Origin of the sequence: Kocuria salina, assembly GCF_013368965.1 — a bacterium.
GTDB lineage: Bacteria > Actinomycetota > Actinomycetes > Actinomycetales > Micrococcaceae > Kocuria > Kocuria rosea.
In genome coordinates this window covers 120,293-136,879 of the sequence record NZ_SSSF01000005.1, presented here as the reverse complement: position 1 = coordinate 136,879, position 16,587 = coordinate 120,293, and the positions used below count along the sequence as shown (strand labels likewise).

At 76.3% G+C, this 16,587-nt stretch carries 16 protein-coding genes and 2 tRNA genes; 12 read left to right on the top strand and 6 right to left on the bottom strand.

The window, feature by feature from the left end; translation table 11 throughout:
* Positions 1 to 106: 106 nt before the first annotated feature.
* The 8 genes from E7Z53_RS11530 (at position 107) to E7Z53_RS11495 (ending at position 9,194) form a co-directional block, all read left to right on the top strand.
* Positions 107 to 1,318 carry a glycosyltransferase family protein gene (locus E7Z53_RS11530; RefSeq protein ID WP_176337787.1) on the top strand — a complete coding sequence of 404 codons (1,212 nt, stop codon included), beginning with the start codon at positions 107 to 109 and terminating at the stop codon, positions 1,316 to 1,318.
* Entirely contained in the window at positions 1,315 to 2,706 is a 1,392-nt protein-coding gene (locus E7Z53_RS11525; protein ID WP_017834254.1) for a glycosyltransferase, read from the top strand. Before E7Z53_RS11530 ends, E7Z53_RS11525 begins: the two co-directional genes overlap by 4 nt.
* Positions 2,706 to 3,977 (top strand): glycosyltransferase family 4 protein, encoded by a 1,272-nt coding sequence (locus E7Z53_RS11520; protein ID WP_176337786.1) that lies wholly within the window; start codon positions 2,706 to 2,708, stop codon positions 3,975 to 3,977. The genes E7Z53_RS11525 and E7Z53_RS11520 overlap by 1 nt, the downstream gene beginning before the upstream one ends.
* A complete protein-coding gene (locus E7Z53_RS11515; RefSeq protein WP_176337785.1) occupies positions 3,974 to 5,803 on the top strand; it encodes an ABC transporter ATP-binding protein in 1,830 nt (609 codons plus the stop codon). Before E7Z53_RS11520 ends, E7Z53_RS11515 begins: the two co-directional genes overlap by 4 nt.
* Complete coding sequence (locus tag E7Z53_RS11510) at positions 5,800 to 8,334, top strand: aminoglycoside phosphotransferase family protein (protein ID WP_176337784.1); 2,535 nt, start codon at positions 5,800 to 5,802, stop codon at positions 8,332 to 8,334. Before E7Z53_RS11515 ends, E7Z53_RS11510 begins: the two co-directional genes overlap by 4 nt.
* Positions 8,335 to 8,388: 54 nt before the next feature.
* Positions 8,389 to 8,805, top strand: a complete 417-nt coding sequence (locus E7Z53_RS11505) for a hypothetical protein (RefSeq protein WP_176337783.1) — start codon at positions 8,389 to 8,391, stop codon at positions 8,803 to 8,805.
* 182 nt (positions 8,806 to 8,987) lie between these two features.
* A tRNA-Thr gene (locus E7Z53_RS11500) sits at positions 8,988 to 9,059 on the top strand.
* Between the two features lie 61 nt (positions 9,060 to 9,120).
* Positions 9,121 to 9,194: transfer RNA gene (locus E7Z53_RS11495), tRNA-Met, on the top strand.
* A gap of 116 nt (positions 9,195 to 9,310) precedes the next feature.
* Here E7Z53_RS11495 and E7Z53_RS11490 read toward each other — a convergent pair.
* The gene (locus E7Z53_RS11490) at positions 9,311 to 10,456 is read right to left on the bottom strand and encodes a calcium/sodium antiporter (RefSeq protein ID WP_035924927.1); all 1,146 of its coding nucleotides are present in this window, start codon (positions 10,454 to 10,456) and stop codon (positions 9,311 to 9,313) included.
* Between the two features lie 110 nt (positions 10,457 to 10,566).
* On the opposite strand from E7Z53_RS11490, the gene E7Z53_RS11485 reads away from it, so the two are divergent.
* The 4 genes from E7Z53_RS11485 to E7Z53_RS11470 are packed head-to-tail and all read left to right on the top strand — an operon-like array spanning position 10,567 to position 13,063.
* Positions 10,567 to 11,016 carry a MaoC family dehydratase N-terminal domain-containing protein gene (locus E7Z53_RS11485; RefSeq protein WP_176337782.1) on the top strand — a complete coding sequence of 150 codons (450 nt, stop codon included), beginning with the start codon at positions 10,567 to 10,569 and terminating at the stop codon, positions 11,014 to 11,016.
* Between the two features lie 2 nt (positions 11,017 to 11,018).
* Positions 11,019 to 11,498 carry a MaoC family dehydratase gene (locus E7Z53_RS11480; protein WP_133409311.1) on the top strand — a complete coding sequence of 160 codons (480 nt, stop codon included), beginning with the start codon at positions 11,019 to 11,021 and terminating at the stop codon, positions 11,496 to 11,498.
* A gap of 43 nt (positions 11,499 to 11,541) precedes the next feature.
* On the top strand, positions 11,542 to 12,657 hold the full coding sequence (locus E7Z53_RS11475) for a UDP-N-acetylmuramate dehydrogenase (RefSeq protein WP_017834248.1): 1,116 nt from the start codon (positions 11,542 to 11,544) through the stop codon (positions 12,655 to 12,657).
* A 10-nt stretch (positions 12,658 to 12,667) separates the two neighbouring features.
* Positions 12,668 to 13,063 (top strand): PGPGW domain-containing protein, encoded by a 396-nt coding sequence (locus E7Z53_RS11470; protein ID WP_176337781.1) that lies wholly within the window; start codon positions 12,668 to 12,670, stop codon positions 13,061 to 13,063.
* Positions 13,064 to 13,158: 95 nt separating this feature from the next.
* Here E7Z53_RS11470 and E7Z53_RS11465 read toward each other — a convergent pair whose 3' ends face one another.
* The 5 genes from E7Z53_RS11465 to E7Z53_RS11445 are packed head-to-tail and all read right to left on the bottom strand — an operon-like array spanning position 13,159 to position 16,553.
* Positions 13,159 to 13,539, bottom strand: coding sequence for a GntR family transcriptional regulator (locus E7Z53_RS11465; protein ID WP_017834246.1), 381 nt, complete (start codon positions 13,537 to 13,539; stop codon positions 13,159 to 13,161).
* Positions 13,540 to 13,542: 3 nt separating this feature from the next.
* On the bottom strand, positions 13,543 to 14,685 hold the full coding sequence (gene asd, locus E7Z53_RS11460) for an aspartate-semialdehyde dehydrogenase (protein WP_031283394.1): 1,143 nt from the start codon (positions 14,683 to 14,685) through the stop codon (positions 13,543 to 13,545).
* Positions 14,686 to 14,695: 10 nt separating this feature from the next.
* Positions 14,696 to 15,088, bottom strand: coding sequence for a GNAT family N-acetyltransferase (locus E7Z53_RS11455; RefSeq protein WP_017834244.1), 393 nt, complete (start codon positions 15,086 to 15,088; stop codon positions 14,696 to 14,698).
* Between the two features lie 26 nt (positions 15,089 to 15,114).
* Positions 15,115 to 15,714 carry a dihydrofolate reductase gene (locus tag E7Z53_RS11450; RefSeq protein WP_017834243.1) on the bottom strand — a complete coding sequence of 200 codons (600 nt, stop codon included), beginning with the start codon at positions 15,712 to 15,714 and terminating at the stop codon, positions 15,115 to 15,117.
* Complete coding sequence (locus tag E7Z53_RS11445; protein ID WP_017834242.1) at positions 15,711 to 16,553, bottom strand: thymidylate synthase; 843 nt, start codon at positions 16,551 to 16,553, stop codon at positions 15,711 to 15,713. Before E7Z53_RS11445 ends, E7Z53_RS11450 begins: the two co-directional genes overlap by 4 nt.
* Positions 16,554 to 16,587: the final 34 nt, after the last annotated feature.

Below are 16,587 nucleotides of genomic sequence, written 5' to 3'. Positions count from 1 at the left end.
AACCTTTTCATCGACGGCTCATGTTCTCATCATGTCCCTCGGCCACAGTGGGCGGCAGCCGCACCGGCGCCGGACCCACCGGCGCTGATCCCCCGAGGAGGACACGATGAGCGACGACGAGCTGCGGGTGGTGCTGTACTCGCACGACTCCCAGGGCCTGGGCCACACCCGCCGGAACCTGGCCCTCGCCCGGTCCCTCGCCCAGCACCTGCCGGCGCTGACGGGGCGCCCGGTGACGGGCATGCTGCTGACCGGCATCGACGCCGCCACGTCCTACGGGCGCCCCGACGGCTTCGACTGGGTGGTGCTGCCCGGGATCCGCAAGGGCGCGGGCGGCTACGCGCCCCGCAACCTCTCCGTGGACATGCGCCACCTGACCGCCCTGCGCTCCGGGATGGTGGACGCCGCGCTCACGGCCTTCCGCCCGCACCTCGTCGTCGTCGACCGCCACGCCTGGGGGGTGGACCGGGAGCTGCTGGAGCCGCTGCGCAGGCTCCGGGACCGGAGCCCCGGCACGGCGGTGGTCCTCGGCCTGCGCGAGGTCCTCGACGAGCCCGCGGCCGCGGCCCGCGAGTGGGCCGCGCTCGGGGACCTGGACCCCGTGCGGGAGGTCTACGACCAGATCTGGGTGTACGGCGACCGCGCGGTGCACGACCCGGTGGCCTCCGGCGAGATCCCCGCCGAGCTCGCCGACCTGGTCCGCCACACCGGCTACCTCGCCACCGGCCGGGCCGCCGGACGGCGCACGAGCGGCGTGGACCGCCCCTACGTCCTCACCATGGCCGGCGGGGGCTCCGACGGCCACCGCTTGACCCTCGCGGCGGCGCGCGCCCAGGTGCCCCACGGCCACCGGCACGTGGTGATCACGGGTCCGCAGATGCCGGAGGAGCACGCCGAGCAGGTGCGCGCCGCCGCCGTTCCGGGCACCCTCGTCCTGCCGTCCGTGCCCGACGCGCTCGCGGAGGTGGTGGACGCGAGCGCGGTGGTGTCGATGGGCGGCTACAACTCGGTCGCCGAGATCCTCACCACGAACACCCCCGCGCTCCTGGTCCCGCGCGACCGGCCCCGGCAGGAGCAGCTGATCCGGGCCCGCGCCCTCCAGGCCCACGGCGCGGTGGACGTGCTGACCGCCGACGCCCTCACCGGCGCCGCGCTCAGCGGCTGGCTGCACCGCGTGGTCGGCACCGTGCGCCTGCGCCGGCACCTGGCGCTCGACGGGCTGCACGCCGTGCCCGTCCTCGCGGCGCGGCTCCTGCCCGCGGGCCCGCCGCCGGAGCCCGCGCAGGCCGTGCCGGCCCGTGCCGGAGGCCTCCGGTGAGCGACCACCGCATCGGCTACGTGCTGAAGGTCTACCCCCGCTTCTCGGAGACCTTCGTGGTCACCGAGGTCCTGGCCCGGGAGGCCCAGGGCGAGGACCTCACGATCTTCGCCCTCCGGCACAGCACCGACCCGCGCTTCCACCCCGAGCTGGCCCGCGTCCAGGCACCGGTCCACCACGTGGAGCGCCCCGAGCGGGCCTCCGCCGGCTGGGCCGTCCTGGCCCGCGCGGCGGAGGTGGTCCCCGGCTTCGGCCCCCGCTTCGCCGCCCTGCTCCCGGAGCTGGCCGGCACGGAGGCCTCCGAGGTCCACCAGGGGGTGGCGCTGGCCACCCGGGTCGTGGAGCAGGGCATCACGCACCTGCACGCGCACTTCGCGACCCTCGCCGCGCACGTCGCCGAGATCGCCTCCCGGCTCACGGGGGTGCCGTTCTCCGTGACGACCCACGCGAAGGACATCTTCCACGAGTCCGTGGACCCCGCCCGGCTGCGCCGCACCCTCGAGCGGGCGGAGCACGTGGTGGCGATCTCCGAGTACAACCGGCGGCACCTGGCCTCCGCGTTCCCCGCGCACGCGCACCGGCTGCGGCTCGTGCGCAACGGCCTGGAGCTCGCCCGCTTCCCCTACCGGGACCCCGCGCCCGTGGGGGAGACCCTGCGGGTCGTGGCCGTGGGGCGGCTCGTGGAGAAGAAGGGCTTCGACCGCCTCGTGCGGGCGGCCGCCCGGTACCGGGAGCAGGGCGGGCGGCTGTCCGTCACCGTCGCCGGCGGCGGCGAGCTGGAGCGGCCGCTGCGCGCCCTGGTCGCGGAGCTCGGCGCCGGGGACGTCGTCGACCTCGTCGGGCCCCGCACCCAGGCCGAGGTCGGCCGGCTGCTGCGCGCCGCGGACGTCTTCGCGGCCCCGTGCACGGTGGGCGCCGACGGCAACGCCGACGGCCTGCCCACCGTGCTGCTCGAGGCGATGGCCATGGGCGTGCCCGTGATCGCGAGCGACGTCACCGGCATCCCCGAGGTGGTCCGCAACGCGGCCCCGCGCACCGGGGTCCTCGTCCCCGCCGACGACGACGACGCCCTGCTCGGCGCGCTCGCCGCGGTCGCCGACCCCGGATTCGACCGGGTGGGCGCCGCCCGGGCCGCCCGCGCCCTCGTGACCCGGGACTACGACTCGACCGGCCAGGCCGCCGCCCTGCAGGCGCTGCTGCCCCCGCCGGTCCCGGACCGGGCGGAGCCCGACCCGGTCCGGGGCCCTGTCCGGCACGCCGCACGCCCCCCGGAGGCCCCGAGCCTGCTGCCGCCCCGGGGCCGGACCCGAGAGCCCGCCCCGGCCCCTGCCCGAGCCGCCGACCCCGTCCCAGGACCCGTCCCCCTCCGCGAAGGAGCCGACCGCTGATGCGTCTCGCCTACGTCTGCGCCGACCCCGGCGTCCCCGTGTTCGGCACCAAGGGCGCCTCCGTCCACGTCCAGGAGATCCTGCGCGCCTGGCGCGCCCGCGGCGCCGAGGTCCGCCTCTACGTCACCCGGGTCGGCGACGACGTCCCCGCCGACCTCGCCGACGTCCCGGTCGTCCACGTCCCGGTCCCGGCGGCCCCCGCGTCCGCCGCTCCCGGCCGCGCCGCGCGCGTCGCGGCCCGGGAGCGGGCCCAGGCGGACGCCGCCCGCCGGATCACGGAGCGGGTCGTCGCCGACGGCGCCGACGCGGTGCACGAGCGGCACTCCCTGTTCTCGACCGCCCTGGCCGGGATCACCGGCGCGCTCGGCGTCCCGGGCGTCCTCGAGGTGAACTCGCCGCTGATCGACGAGCAGCGGACCCACCGCGACCTCGTGGACGGGGCGGCCGCCCGCGCCGCGCTCGCCGCGCAGGTCGCCGCCGCCGAGCGCACGGCCTGCGTCTCCGAGCCGGTCGCCCGCTGGGTGGAGCGGACCGTGGCCGACACCGGCGGGCCGGCCGGCCGGGTCCTGGTCGCCCCCAACGGGGTGAACGTGGAGCGCATCCGTCCGTGCCGCGACTCCGCCGCCCGGGGACCGGACCCCGTGTCGCCGGTCGTCGTGTTCGTCGGCACGCTCAAGCCCTGGCACGGCGTGGAGCACCTGATCCGGGCCCGCGCGGAGGCCGCCGCCGACTGGCGCCTGCGCGTGGTGGGGGACGGCCCCCAGCGGGCGTCCCTCGAGGAGCTGGCCGCCGAGCTGGGCGTCGACGCCGAGTTCACCGGCGCGGTGCCCCCCGCCGCGGTGCCCGGGCTGCTGGCCGACTGCGCCGTGGCCGTCGCGCCCTATCCCGCCACGGAGGACGCCGCGGACCAGTACTTCTCGCCGCTGAAGATCTACGAGTACGCCGCCGCGGCCCTGCCGGTCGTCGCGTCCCGCGTGGGCCAGGTGCCGGCCGCGGTCGAGGACGGGGTGACCGGGCTGCTCGTGGCGCCCTCGGACCCCACCGCGCTGGCCGGCGCCGTCGACGCGCTGGTGGCCGATCCCGGCCGGCGGCGTGCCCTGGGACGCGCCGGCCGCCGCGACGCGGTCGCCCGGCGCTCCTGGACCGCGGTGCTCGACGGCATCCTCGCCGGCACGGACCTCGCCCCTCCGGATCCCACCGGAACGCGACCCCGCAGCGGCGCCGCACCGCGCCCGGCCGCACCGGGAGCACTGCAGGGAGCGCCGCGGTGAGCGGGGGCAGGCGGCTCGACCGCAGGGCCCTCCGGCGCACCCTCGGGCTGCTCACCCCGCACCTGCGCGAGCACCGGCTGCTCGCCGCGGGCGGCGTCGTGGTGCTCCTGGCCGAGGTGGCCTTCCGCGTGCTCGAGCCGTGGCCGCTGAAGATCGTCGTCGACGCCGTGTCCCTCTCCCTCGGCGCCGACAACGTCGACCCGTGGATCCCGGAGGCCTCGTGGCAGCTGCTCGCGGCCGCCGGGCTGGCCACGGTCGCGGTGGTGGGGTTCCGCGCGCTCGCCAACTACCTCGCCACGGTCGCGTTCGCCCTCGTCGGCTCCCGGGTCTCCACCGCCCTGCGCGAACGGGTGTTCGCGCACGTCCAGGCGCTGTCGGACCGCTACCACTCGGTCTCCCGGGCCGGGGACACGGTCCAGCGCCTCGTCTCGGACATCGGCAAGCTCCAGGAGGTGGCCGTCACCGCGGGCCTGCCGCTGCTGGCCAACGTCATCACCCTCGTGGTCATGTGCACGGTGATGCTCTTCCTCGACTGGCTCCTGGCCCTCGTGGTGGTCGTGGCGATCCTGGCCTTCCTGCTGGTGGGCCGAGGGTCCTCCGGGCGGATCACCGAGGCCTCGCGCCGGACCCGGCAGGGGGAGGGCGCGCTGGCGAACACCGCCCACGAGTCCCTCGGCGCGATCCGCACCGTCCAGGCCTACGGGCTGGAGGAGCACATGGCCGGCTCCTTCGGCCGCGCCAACCGGCAGGCTCTCACCCAGGGCGTGCAGTCCCGCCGTCTGGCCGCCGCGCTCGAGCGGGCCACGGACGTGATCGTGGGCGTGGCCACCGCGGCCGTGATCTTCGGCGGCGGCCTGCGGGTGCTCGAGGGCGCCATGAGCCTGGGCGACCTGGTCCTGTTCACGACCTATCTCAAGACGTGCATGAAGCCCCTGCGGGACATGGCCAAGTACACCGGGCGCATCGCCCGCGCCGCGGCCTCCGGGGAGCGGGTGGCCGACCTCGTGGCGGAGCCCGTGGACGTGCGGGAGGCCCCGGGCGCCCTGGTCCTGCCCGGGGTGCGCGGGGAGATCGCCCTCCACCACGTGGACGCCGCGTACGGGGACCCGGAGCACGGCGGGCGCACCGTGCTGCGCGACGTCGACCTCGTGATCCCGGCGGGCCAGCACGTCGCCGTCGTCGGCCCGTCCGGCTCCGGGAAGTCGACCCTCGTCTCCCTGCTGGTGCGGATGATGGACCCGGTCGCCGGGTCCGTGACCCTCGACGGCCACGACCTGCGCGCCCTGAGCCTCGGCACGGTGCGCGGCAGCACCGCCCTGCTGCTGCAGGACTCCGTCCTCTTCCACGGCACCGTGCGGGAGAACATCCGGCTCGGCCGCCCGGGGGCCACCGACGCCGAGGTCGAGGCCGCCGCGTCCGCCGCCCAGGCCCACGAGTTCGTGACGGCGTTCCCGCAGGGCTACGACACCCCGGTGGGGGAGCGCGGCTCGACCGTCTCGGGCGGGCAGCGCCAGCGGCTGGCCATCGCGCGCGCCCTGCTGCGCGACGCACCCGTCGTGCTGCTCGACGAGGCCACCACCGGACTCGACCCCCGGTCCGCCCGGGACGTGCTGGACGCCCTCGGGCGCCTGGTCCGCGGCCGCACGTCCCTGGCGGTGACCCACGACGCCGCCCTCGCGCTCGCCGCCGACCGCGTGCTGTGGGTCCAGGACGGGCGCATCCTGCTCGACGGCGCCCCCGAGGAGCTGCTCGCCCGGCCGGACGGCGTGTTCGCCGCGTGGGTCGAGCAGCAGCGGGCGCAGGACCGCCGGGAGGTCCGCTCGTGACGCGGCACCTGCCCGACTCCTGGGAGAGCCTGCCCGCGCTCGCCGCGGTCCTCGACCCCGGCCGGCTCACCGAGCTCTTCGGCCACCAGCTCGGCGGCCCGCTGCGCACCAGCCACCTGCGCTACAAGCCCGGCGTCTCGGTCGTGGCCCGCGTGGACGCCGGGACCACGGGCGCGGTGCACTGGGTCGCCGCCTACGCCCCCGCCGGGGACGGGCGGGACAAGCTCGAGAAGGTCCTGGCCCGCGCCGCGCGGGACGGCCGGCCGGCGCCCGTGCTGGTCGCGGACGTGCCGGGACGCCCCGGTCACCGTCTGGCCGTGGGGACGATCGGCACGGACCCCGAGCTGCGGCGCGCGCTCGCCGTGCTCGGGCCGGACCGGGCCCGGCGGCTCGGGCAGCCGGGGGACCCCGCCCGGCTGCTGCGCTACAACCCCCGCCGCCGCGCGGTCCTCACGGGCGCCGACAGCGGCGGGGCCGGCCGGGTCACGAAGCTCACCGCCGGCCCCGCCCCCGCGGACCCGGTGCTGCTGACCCGGCTCGCCGCCGCCGGGATCCCGGTGCTCGCCCCGGTGCCCGTCCCCGGCCTCCCCGTGTCACCGCACGTGCTGCACTACCCCTGGTTCGGGGACGGCGACCTCGCAGCCCGCGCCGCGGCCCCGGACGGCCCAGGCCCCGGCACCGGACCCGGAGGGCCCGTGCTCCAGGCCGCCGCCGCGGGCGCCGCACTGGCGCAGCTGCACGAGCGCGGACCGGCGCTCCTCGGCTCCGCACGGGTCGGCGCCCCCCTGGACGCAGGCCGGAAGCTGCGCTCGCTGGCCGCCGACCTGTCCGCCCTCGACCGGCGGTCGGGCGTCCGCTGCGCCCGGACCGGCCGGGCCGTGGCCGAGGCCCTGGCGGACCGCACCGGGGCCCCCGAGCGGCTGCTGCACGGGGACTTCTCCGCGGACCAGGTGCTCGTGCGCGGCGACGGGGGCCCGGGGGCGCCGGAGCTCCGGCTCGCCGACCTCGACCGGATCCGCACCGGCACGGCGGCCGACGACCTCGGCAGCTTCCTCGCCGTGGAGCTCCTCGGCCCGGGCGCCGAACAGCCCCCCGCCGCAGCCGAGGAGCTGTCCCTGACGGGCGCCCTGCTGCGCGGGTACGGGTCCGGGGCGGCGCTGCCGCCGTGGCCCGAGATCCTGGCCTGGGCCGCGTTCCACGTCCTCGCCCGGAGCATGGAGCCCTTCCGCTCGGCCGCCGCCGACTGGCGGGAGCGCACGGACCGGCGGATCGAGCTCGCGCAGCGGCTGGTGGATCAGGCGCAGCGGGCGCCGGTGACCCCCACACTCGCGCCGGAGCCCGTGCCGTCCGCGCCGGGCGCCCCGCCGTCCGTGCCGCGCGGCGCCGTGCCCGCCGACCGTGTGCCCGCCGGCCCCGTGCCCGCCGGCGGGGATCCGGTGCACGTCGTGGACTCCGGCAGTGGGCACGTCCCGCGGACCCGCCCCGTGCGCGTGCCGGAGACCGTGCCGGACGCCGACGGGCGGCCGCTGCGGGTGCGCCGCGCCTGGCCGGCGGACGGCACCCGGCTCGTGCTCGAGCTCGAGGACGAGCACGGACGCGTCCGCGCGGGCGAGGCGGCCCCCGGCGCGGGACGGCCGTGGGCCGTCCGCGTCCTGCCCCACGGCGAGGACCCCCGCCTCCCGGGACTCGCCGCGGCTGCCGCGGCCGGCGGCCGGGTGGTCGTGCACCGGCACCGCCGGCGGGCGGTGGTCGGCACCCCGGACCGCTTCGTCAAGTTCCTGGCCCGCGGCCGGGCCGCCCGGGTCGCCGAGCTGTCCGACCGGCTCCACGCGCTGGGCACGGCGGCGGGCTTCGCCGTGCCCGCCGTCCTGGCCCGGGCCGAGGACCGGGTCGAGTTCTCCGTCCTGCCCGGCCGGAGCCTGCACGAGCTGGGGGCCGCGGGACGGAACGACGCCTACCGTGCCGCCTGGGCGGAGTGGGCGCGGTGCTGGCCGGCCCTGGCCACCGCCGCGCCGGGCACGGAGCCGCTGCCCGCGCACACGGCCGAGGACGAGGCCCGCACGCTGGCCCGCTGGGCCGGCCGGCTCGAGGCGTTCCCGGGTCTGCTCGAGGCCCCGCCGGGGGCGGTCGCCGCACGGGCACGGCGGATCGGGGCGGAGCTCTCGGCCCTGCCCGCCGACCGGCGGGGCCGGGTCGTGCTGCACCGGGACCTGCACGACCAGCAGCTGCTCTTCGACGGCGCACGGCTGGGGCTCCTGGACTTCGACACCGCGGCCCTCGGCGAGCCCGAGCTCGACCTCGCGAACCTCTCCGTGCACCTGGAGCTGCGCGCGGCGCAGGGCCTGCTCGAGCCTGCGCTCCGGGCGGCGGGACAGGAGGCCGTGACCGCGGTGGCCCGGGTGCTGGGCGCCGACCCCGGCCGTCTCGCCGTGCACGCCGAGGCGACCCGGCTGCGGCTCGCCTGCGTCTACGCGTTCCGCCCGCGGTGGCGCGGTGTGGCGCAGGACCTGCTCGACGGGCTGCGTTCCTGAGAGGGCTCTCATGTTCTCATGCCCCCCTCAACCGGTTCCGGGACACTGGTGGGCATGAGGATCCTCTGGTCGGCAGTCTCCCTCCTGGTCGTCGCGGGCCTGGCGCTCCTGCTGTGGAACGCGGCGAGCGGCACGGACCGCGTGGAGGTCGTGCGCGGCGGTGTCTCCGTGAGCGGCAGCCCCCCTCCGGGACCGTCGGCCGGCACGGCGCCGCCGGCCGGGGACCCGTCGTCGTCGCCGTCCCCCACCGGCCCCGCGCAGGACGGGGGAGACGCCCCGGGACCGGACCGCGGGGACGCGGGGGGCTCCGCGGTGCCGGTCCCTCCGGTCGAGCCGCCGCCGGCCCCGCCTGCCCCGCCGGCCGCCCCCGCACCCCCGGCCCAGGTCCCGCTGCCCGTGCAGCCCGCCCCGCTCGACGACGACTGGGACGACGACCGGGACGACGACCGGGACGACGACGTGGACGACTGAGCGCCGGGTCCGGGGCGCCTGCCGGCCGTGTCGGGGCGCCCCGGCCCGGGCGGGCGGGACGGCACCGATGGGCCGGAGAACCCTGTCCGATCCAGGGCCGGCAGGACGGCTCCGGAGGTGCTGGAGAGGGGTGCCCGGCGATTTTGGTTCTCCCGAAACGTGCTGGTAGAGTCTTCGTCGTTGCCCCGATAGCTCAGTGGTAGAGCGCCATCTTGGTAAGATGGAGGTCCCGGGATCGATTCCCGGTCGGGGCTCTCGTGATGAGATCCCGTGGCCCGGCCGTCAAGGCCGTCAGCCGCGGTGTCCCATCCCTCTGGCGGTGTAGCTCAGCTGGTTAGAGCGCACGACTCATAATCGTGAGGTCGACGGATCGAGCCCGTCCACCGCTACGGCGAAAAGCCCGTGACCCTCCGGTCACGGGCTTTTGTCGTCCCCGGGCCGGTCCGGCACCGGCCCCTCGATCCGGCACCCCGTCCAGGACCCGACGCAGGTCCGGGCGGACCGGTCACGGCGAGCGCAGCGGATCCCGGCGGCCCCGGCGCAGGCCGATCTCGTAGGCGGTGAAGACGGCGAGCGTCAGCGCGACCAGCGGCAGGACGAACCACGCCATGGTCCACGTGAACCCCTCCAGGGCGTCGTGCTCGGTGGCCGCGAGCACCACATAGCCGGTGTAGGCGGCGTACAGGGCCACGAACAGGGCGCCCTCCCAGCGGGCCACCGCGAACCCGGTGAACGCGATGGGGAGCAGGGCGACCGCGGCGGCCAGCATCACCGGGATGTCGAGGGCCACCGCGGCACCGGACACCGGGATGCCCCCGGGGGAGATCAGCGCCGGCAGGCCGAGCACCACCCCGATGTTGAAGATGTTGCTGCCCACCACGTTGCCCACGGCCAGGTCGCGCTCACCGCGGCGCACCGCGATGACGGAGGTCGCCAGCTCGGGCAGCGATGTCCCGACGGCCACCACGGTCAGCCCGACCACCAGGCTGCTGACCCCCAGCGACGTGGCGATGCTCACCGCCCCCTCGACGAGCAGGGTCGCGCCGGCGACCAGCAGGGCGATCCCCAGCACCACGAGCAGCACGGACCGGGGGACCGAGGCCGGGGGCGGCTCCTCCTCGGTCCTGACGTCCTCGGCACCGCCGGTGCCGCCGCCGGCTCCGCGGTCCCCGGACGGCGCCGCCGCGGGGACGGGGGCACCGCGGCGGCCGATCACGACGGTCAGCACCGTGTGCAGCACCACGGCGGCGAGGAGGACCACTCCGTCCACCGCGCCGATCCGCCCGTCGAGGGACACGAGCAGCAGCCCGATCGACAGCACGACCATCCAGGGGAGGTCGAAGCGCACCAGCCGCTGCTTCACCGCGAGGGGAACGACGAGGGCGGAGAGCCCGAGGATGAGCAGGACGTTGACGATGTTGCTGCCGACCACGTTCCCGACGGCCAGGCCCGGCTCGTCGCGCAGCACGGCGCCGACGGTGACGGCGAGCTCCGGCGCCGACGTGGCGGCCGAGACCACGGTGAGCCCGACCACGAGGGAGGAGATCCCCACCCGCCGGGCGAGCGCGGACGCCCCCCGCACCAGGAGTTCTCCGCCGAGGACCAGCAGCGCCAGTCCTGCGACGATCCGGCCGACGTCCAGGAGATCCATGGGCAGGAGTGTACATGCCCCGGACGGCGGCGCCCGGCGGGGCGGGGCGCGCCGCCGTAGACTGGACGGGTCCCGCCGCCCGCGCGCGGCCCGTCCAGCGAGGAGCTGCCATGCCCGTGAACCCCGATCTCGTCGGGCGGACCTACCCGCCGGCCGAGCCCTACAGCGTCGGACGGGAGGCGATCCGCGACTTCGCCCGCGCCGTCCAGGCCGCCCACCCCGCCCACCACGACGTCGAGGCGGCCCGGTCCCTCGGCCACCCCGACCTCGTGGCGCCCCCCACCTTCGCCATCGTGGTGGCCCAGCGCGCCGACGCCGCCCTGATCGCCGACCCCGAGGCCGGCATCGACTTCTCCCGCGTGGTCCACGCCGACCAGCGCTTCACCCACTACCGCCCGATCGTCGCCGGGGACGAGCTCGTGGCCGAGCTGCACGTCGACCAGGTCCGGGCCATGGGCTCCGGGGCGATGGTGACGTCCCGCGCCGAGATCCGCGCCGCGGACGGCGAGCACGTCGCCACCACCGTCTCGTCCCTGCTCATGCGCGGAGAGGACCAGTGACCGTGAGCATCGCCTTCGACAGCCTCGAGAAGGGCCAGGAGATCGGGCAGCGCCGGATCGAGCTCTCCCGCGCGGACCTGGTCCGGTACGCGGGGGCCTCCGGGGACCTCAACCCCATCCACTGGAACGAGGAGTTCGCCCGCTCCGTGGACCTGCCCGACGTCATCGCCCACGGGATGCTCACGATGGGCGCGGCCGTGCAGCTCGTGACCGACTGGGCCGGTGACCCCGGCGCCGTGGTCGACTACCAGACGCGCTTCACCAAGCCGGTGGTCGTCCCCAACCGGTTCGGGACCGCGGTCGAGGCCTCCACGGCCCTCACGGTGTCCGGGAAGATCGGCGCCCTCGACGACGCCGCCCGCACCGTGCGCGTCGACCTCACCGTGACCGCCCCCGACCTCTCCGCGGCGGGAGCCGACCCGGCGACCGCCGCGGCGCTGAAGGTGCTGGTCAAGGCCCAGGCCGTGGTGCGGCTGGCGTGAGTCCGGGCCGGGGCACCGCGGGCCGCCCGATAGGGTGGTCGCCATGACGTCCCCTCGCATCGCAGACCTCACGACCGCCGCCGTGGGCGGGCCCGCCCGCGACTACGTGCGGGCGGAGTCCGAGCAGGCGGTCGTCGACGCCGTGGCGGCGGCCGACGCCGCCGGGCGGGACGTGCTCGTGGTCGGCGGCGGCTCCAACCTCATCGCGGCCGACGCCGGGTTCGCGGGCACCGTGGTGCACGTGCTCTCGCGCGGCGTCGAGGTCCTCGCCGAGGATCCCGCCGGCGCCCTCCTCGAGGTCCAGGCCGGCCACCCGTGGGACGAGCTCGTGGCGCAGGCCGTGGCCGAGGGGCTGGTCGGCATCGAGGCCCTGGCCGGGATCCCCGGCACCACGGGTGCCACCCCGGTGCAGAACGTGGGGGCCTACGGCCAGGAGGTGGCCCAGACCGTCGAGCTGGTGCGGGTCTGGGACCGCCGGGAGCGGCGCGTGCGGGACTTCGCCCCGGCCGACCTGGCGTTCTCCTACCGGGACTCGGCCCTCAAGCGCAGCACGGTGGCCGGCTCCCCGCGCCACGTGGTGCTCGCCGTGCGGTTCCGGCTCGAGCGCGGCACCGAGAGCGCCCCGGTGCGCTACGGCGAGCTCGCCCGCCGGCTCGGCGTCCAGGTGGGGGAGCGCGCCCCGCTGGAGCGGGTGCGGGAGACGGTCCTGGCCCTGCGCGCGGGCAAGGGCATGGTCCTCGACCCGGAGGACCGCGACACCTACAGCACCGGGTCCTTCTTCACGAACCCCATCCTCCCGGCCGACGCCCTGGGGGAGCGGCTGCCCGCCGACGCCCCCCGCTTCCCCGTGGTGGACGCCGCGGGGCGCCCGCTCGAGGACCGGGTCAAGCTCTCCGCCGCGTGGCTCATCGACCACGCCGGCTTCGGCAAGGGCTTCGGCCTGCCCGGGACCCGCAACGAGCTCCTGGACCTCGACGGCGCCGCCGTCGCCGGGGGCCGCGCCTCACTGTCCACCAAGCACACGCTCGCCCTCACCAACCGCGGCGGCGCCTCCGCCCAGGACCTCATGGCGCTGGCCCGGACGGTGCGCGACGGCGTCGCGTCCGTCTACGGGGTGGACCTCGTCGCCGAGCCCGTCATCGTGGGCACGGCGGTCTGAGGCGGCGGCCGTGAGCAGCCTCGAGGAGGAGATCGCCCAGGGGGAGAGCTCCGACAGCCGTGTGCGGCAGGCCCTCGTCCGGCTGCGCCGCTGGTCCCGCGGCCACCCCCTGCTGTTCGTGGCCTACCGGACGCTCGTGACGGTCCTCGGGGGCGTCTTCGTGCTGGCGGGCCTGATCATGCTCGTGACGCCCGGCCCGGGGTGGCTCGCCATCTTCCTGGGGCTCGGCATCTGGGGCACCGAGTTCCACTGGGCGCACCGGCTCAACCAGTGGGCGAAGGGCCAGGTGATGCGCGGCTGGCGGTGGTGGCTGGCGCGCACCGCCGAGGGGCGGCACCGCCGGGCCCTCGCCGGGACGGGCAACCTCGTGCCGGGCCCCCGGCACCTGCGGTCCCCGGGAGCCTGAGCCGGGACGGCCTCCTGCCGGGGAGCCCCCCGCGGCCGCGGTCGCACGGGCCCGCGCCGGTGCGCGCGATGACGCCTCCGGACGGGCCCTCCCGGTCAGCGGGAGCGGCCGAGCTGCGCGGCCACCAGCTCCAGCGCGTGCTCGGCCGGGATCCCGAGGTCCGCGATCTCGTCGGCGAAGCGCCGGGCGGCCTGCACCGCCAGGTCCTCGGTCCGGTCGGCGGCGCGCACGAAGCTGCCCCGGCGGCCCCGGGTCTCGATCACGCCGGCGGCCTCGAGCTCGCGGTAGGCCTTGGCCACGGTCCCGGCCGCGAGGCCGAGCGCCTCGGCGAGCCGGCGCACCGGTGGGAGCCGGGTGCCCGCCGGCAGGGTGCCGTCCGCGCGGCCCTGCTGGACGCGGTGCCTGAGCTGCTCGGAGGGCGGGCGGTCGTCGCCCGCGTCGAGCGACAGCCCCGGCGGGATCGAGATCTCCTCCACCGGCTACAGGGTGCCGGTGGCGATGCGCAGCATGCGGCGCAGCGGCTCGGCCGCGCCCCACAGCAGCTGGTCGCCGATCGTGAAGGCGCTGATGTAGCCCGGCCCCATGGCGAGCTTGCGGATCCGGCCCACGGGGATGTCCAGGGTGCCGGAGGTCGCCACGGGGGTGAGGTCCCGCATCGAGTCCTCCTTGGTGTTGGGCACCACGGTGGCCCACTCGTTGTCGGCGTCGACGATCCGCTCGATCTCGTCCACGGGCAGGTCCTCCCGCAGCTTGATCGTGAGGGCCTGGGAGTGCGAGCGCATCGTGGCGATCCGCACGCACAGCCCGTCCATGGGCACCCAGTCCTGGGCGTACCGGTCCGTGCGGCCGAGGATCTTGTTGGTCTCGGCCGCGGACTTCCACTCCTCGCGGGACTGTCCGTTGCCGAGGTCGGCGTCGATCCAGGGGATGAGGGAGCCGGACAGGGGCGCGCCGAACATCGAGGTGTCGAGGGCGTCGCCGCGCTGGGCGGCGAGCACCTTGCGGTCGATGTCCAGGATCGCCGAGGCGGGATCGGCCAGCTCGTCCGCGACGACGCCGTGGAGGGCGCCGAACTGCGCCAGCACCTCGCGCATGTGCCGGGCCCCGCCGCCGGAGGCGGCCTGGTAGGTCATCGACGTGGCCCACTCCACGAGGTCGTTGCGGAACAGCCCGCCGAGACCCACGAGCAGGCAGGAGACCGTGCAGTTGCCGCCCACGAAGTCCTTGACGCCGCTCGCGAGACCGCGGTCGATGACGTCCCGGTTGACGGGGTCCAGGACGATGATCGCGTCGTCGTTCATCCGCAGGGTCGACGCCGCGTCGATCCACAGACCGTCCCAGCCGGCGGCGCGCAACCTCCCGTGCACGTCCTTGGTGTAGTCCCCGCCCTGGGCGGTGACGACGATCGGGAGCTTCGCCAGGGTCTCGAGGTCGTAGGCGTCCTGCAGCGTGCCGGCGTCCCCGGCGAAGGACGGGGCGGGCCGGCCGGCGCTGGAGGTGGAGAAGAACACCGGGGTGATGCCCCCGAAGTCCCCCTCCTCCTGCATGCGCTGCATGAGCACGGAACCCACCATGCCCCGCCAGCCGACGAACCCTACCGAATCACCAGAGCTAAAAGTCATGGCCCCCAGTCTAGTGGGCGCGGTGCAGGGCCCAGCGCCGGCGCTTCTCCTTCACCTTCTGCGCCGGCGGGAGCTCGAGGCCGGGCACCACCAGGTCCCCGTACTGCGGGAAGCGGTGGAGGTAGTCCTGGACGTAGGTGCACGTGGGGCGCACCGCGACGCCCTGCTCCCGGAAGCCGTCCAGCAGGAGCGTGACGAGGGTGCGCGCGTAGCCCTGCCGGCCGAACTGCTCGCCGATGATGGTGTGCTGGAGCTCGACCGTGCCGTCCTCGTGGTCCTGGAAGCCCTCGAAGCCGATGAACTGCTCCCCCCGCCACAGCTCATAGCGGTCGAGGTCCGTGTTCTTCACGACGCGCAGCTGCTCGTCGTCCCGGATCGCGGGGTCGGGGTGCCGGTCGGTCACGGTGTTCCTCCTGGTCGTGGTGCAGCTCACGCTACCGGAGCCGCCGGGCTACCGGAACCGGGCGTCCCTCCGCCCGGTCCCCGCCGGCCGCGCGTGCGCCGCTCGATCCGGTAGCCCAGGCCCGTGCGGGACACCGACGGGCCGAGGACCGGCTCCGTGGCCCACCCGTCGTCGAGCACCGGGGCGTGTGTGTCCCCGTCCGCGTCGAGGTCGATGACGGTCACGAGCGCCTCCGTCACGGGGTGCTCGGCGTCGGCCAGGGCCTGCCGGTAGACCTCGCCGCCGCCGATCACCCAGATGCGCTCCGCGCCGGGGCTCGTCCGAGCCAGGCGCACGGCCTCGGCGTACGAGGGTGCCGTCAGCACCGCGCCGGGATCCTCGCCCCGGGCCACCCGGCCGGGGGAGGAGGTGATGACGATGTTGGTCCGTCCGGGCAGGGGCCGGAAGCGCTCCGGGAAGGACTCCCACGTGCGCCGGCCCATGATCACGGGGTGGCCGGTCGTCGTGCGCCGGAAGAACGCCATGTCCTCCGGCAGCGACCAGGGCATCGCCCCGGCGCGGCCGATGACGCCGTCGGCGGTCTGCGCCCAGATCGCCCCGATCGCCCCGGTCGTCCCGGCGGTCATACGGCCACCGGGGCCTTGATCGCGGGGTGGTGGCGGTAGTCGAGGACCTCGAAGTCCTCGAGCTCGTAGTCGAAGACGGTGGCGGGCCGCCGGGCGAGCCGCAGCTGCGGATAGGGGTAGGGGTCCCGGGAGAGCTGCTCGCGGACCTGCGCCACGTGGTTGTCGTAGACGTGGCAGTCCCCGCCGGTCCAGACGAACTCCCCGGGCTCCAGGCCGGTCTGCTGGGCGATCATGACGGTGAGCAGCGCGTAGGAGGCGATGTTGAAGGGCACGCCCAGGAACATGTCCGCGGAGCGCTGGTAGAGCTGGCAGGACAGCCGCCCCGGCCCGTCCTTCCGGGGCTCGACGTAGAACTGGAACAGGGCGTGGCACGGCGGCAGGGCCATCTCGTCCACCTCGGCGGGGTTCCACGCGGTCACCACGTGGCGCCGGGAGTCGGGGTTCGTGCGGATCTGCTCCACTACCTTGGCGATCTGGTCGATCGACCCGCCGCCGGGGGTGGGCCAGGACCTCCACTGCACGCCGTAGACGGGTCCGAGCTCCCCGTCCCGGTCCGCCCACTCGTCCCAGATGGTCACACCGCGCTCCTGCAGCCACCGCACGTTCGAGTCCCCGCGCAGGAACCACAGCAGCTCGAGGGCCACCGACCGGAAGTGCACCCGCTTGGTGGTCAGCAGCGGGAAGGACTCCGCCAGGTCGAAGCGGATCTGGCGCCCGAAGACGCTGCGCGTCCCGGTGCCCGTGCGGTCGGACTTGTGCACCCCCTGCTCCAGGACCTCGCGCAGGAGGTCCTCGTAGGGCGTCGGCACCGGGGCGGGCACGGGGTCGGGGGCGGTCATGCGGGTCTCCTCGGGGGAAGTCGGGGCGGGCCGG

Bases quoted from the DNA above. Each gene is read 5' to 3' on its own strand.
- E7Z53_RS11530 (WP_176337787.1), top strand. From the start codon at position 107: ATGAGCGACGACGAGCTGCGGGTGGTGCTGTACTCGCACGACTCCCAG.
- E7Z53_RS11520 (WP_176337786.1), top strand. From the start codon at position 2,706: ATGCGTCTCGCCTACGTCTGCGCCGACCCCGGCGTCCCCGTGTTCGGC.
- E7Z53_RS11505 (WP_176337783.1), top strand. From the start codon at position 8,389: ATGAGGATCCTCTGGTCGGCAGTCTCCCTCCTGGTCGTCGCGGGCCTG.
- E7Z53_RS11490 (WP_035924927.1), bottom strand. From the start codon at position 10,456: ATGGATCTCCTGGACGTCGGCCGGATCGTCGCAGGACTGGCGCTGCTG.
- E7Z53_RS11485 (WP_176337782.1), top strand. From the start codon at position 10,567: ATGCCCGTGAACCCCGATCTCGTCGGGCGGACCTACCCGCCGGCCGAG.
- E7Z53_RS11475 (WP_017834248.1), top strand. From the start codon at position 11,542: ATGACGTCCCCTCGCATCGCAGACCTCACGACCGCCGCCGTGGGCGGG.
- asd (WP_031283394.1), bottom strand. From the start codon at position 14,685: ATGACTTTTAGCTCTGGTGATTCGGTAGGGTTCGTCGGCTGGCGGGGC.
- E7Z53_RS11450 (WP_017834243.1), bottom strand. From the start codon at position 15,714: ATGACCGCCGGGACGACCGGGGCGATCGGGGCGATCTGGGCGCAGACC.
- E7Z53_RS11445 (WP_017834242.1), bottom strand. From the start codon at position 16,553: ATGACCGCCCCCGACCCCGTGCCCGCCCCGGTGCCGACGCCCTACGAG.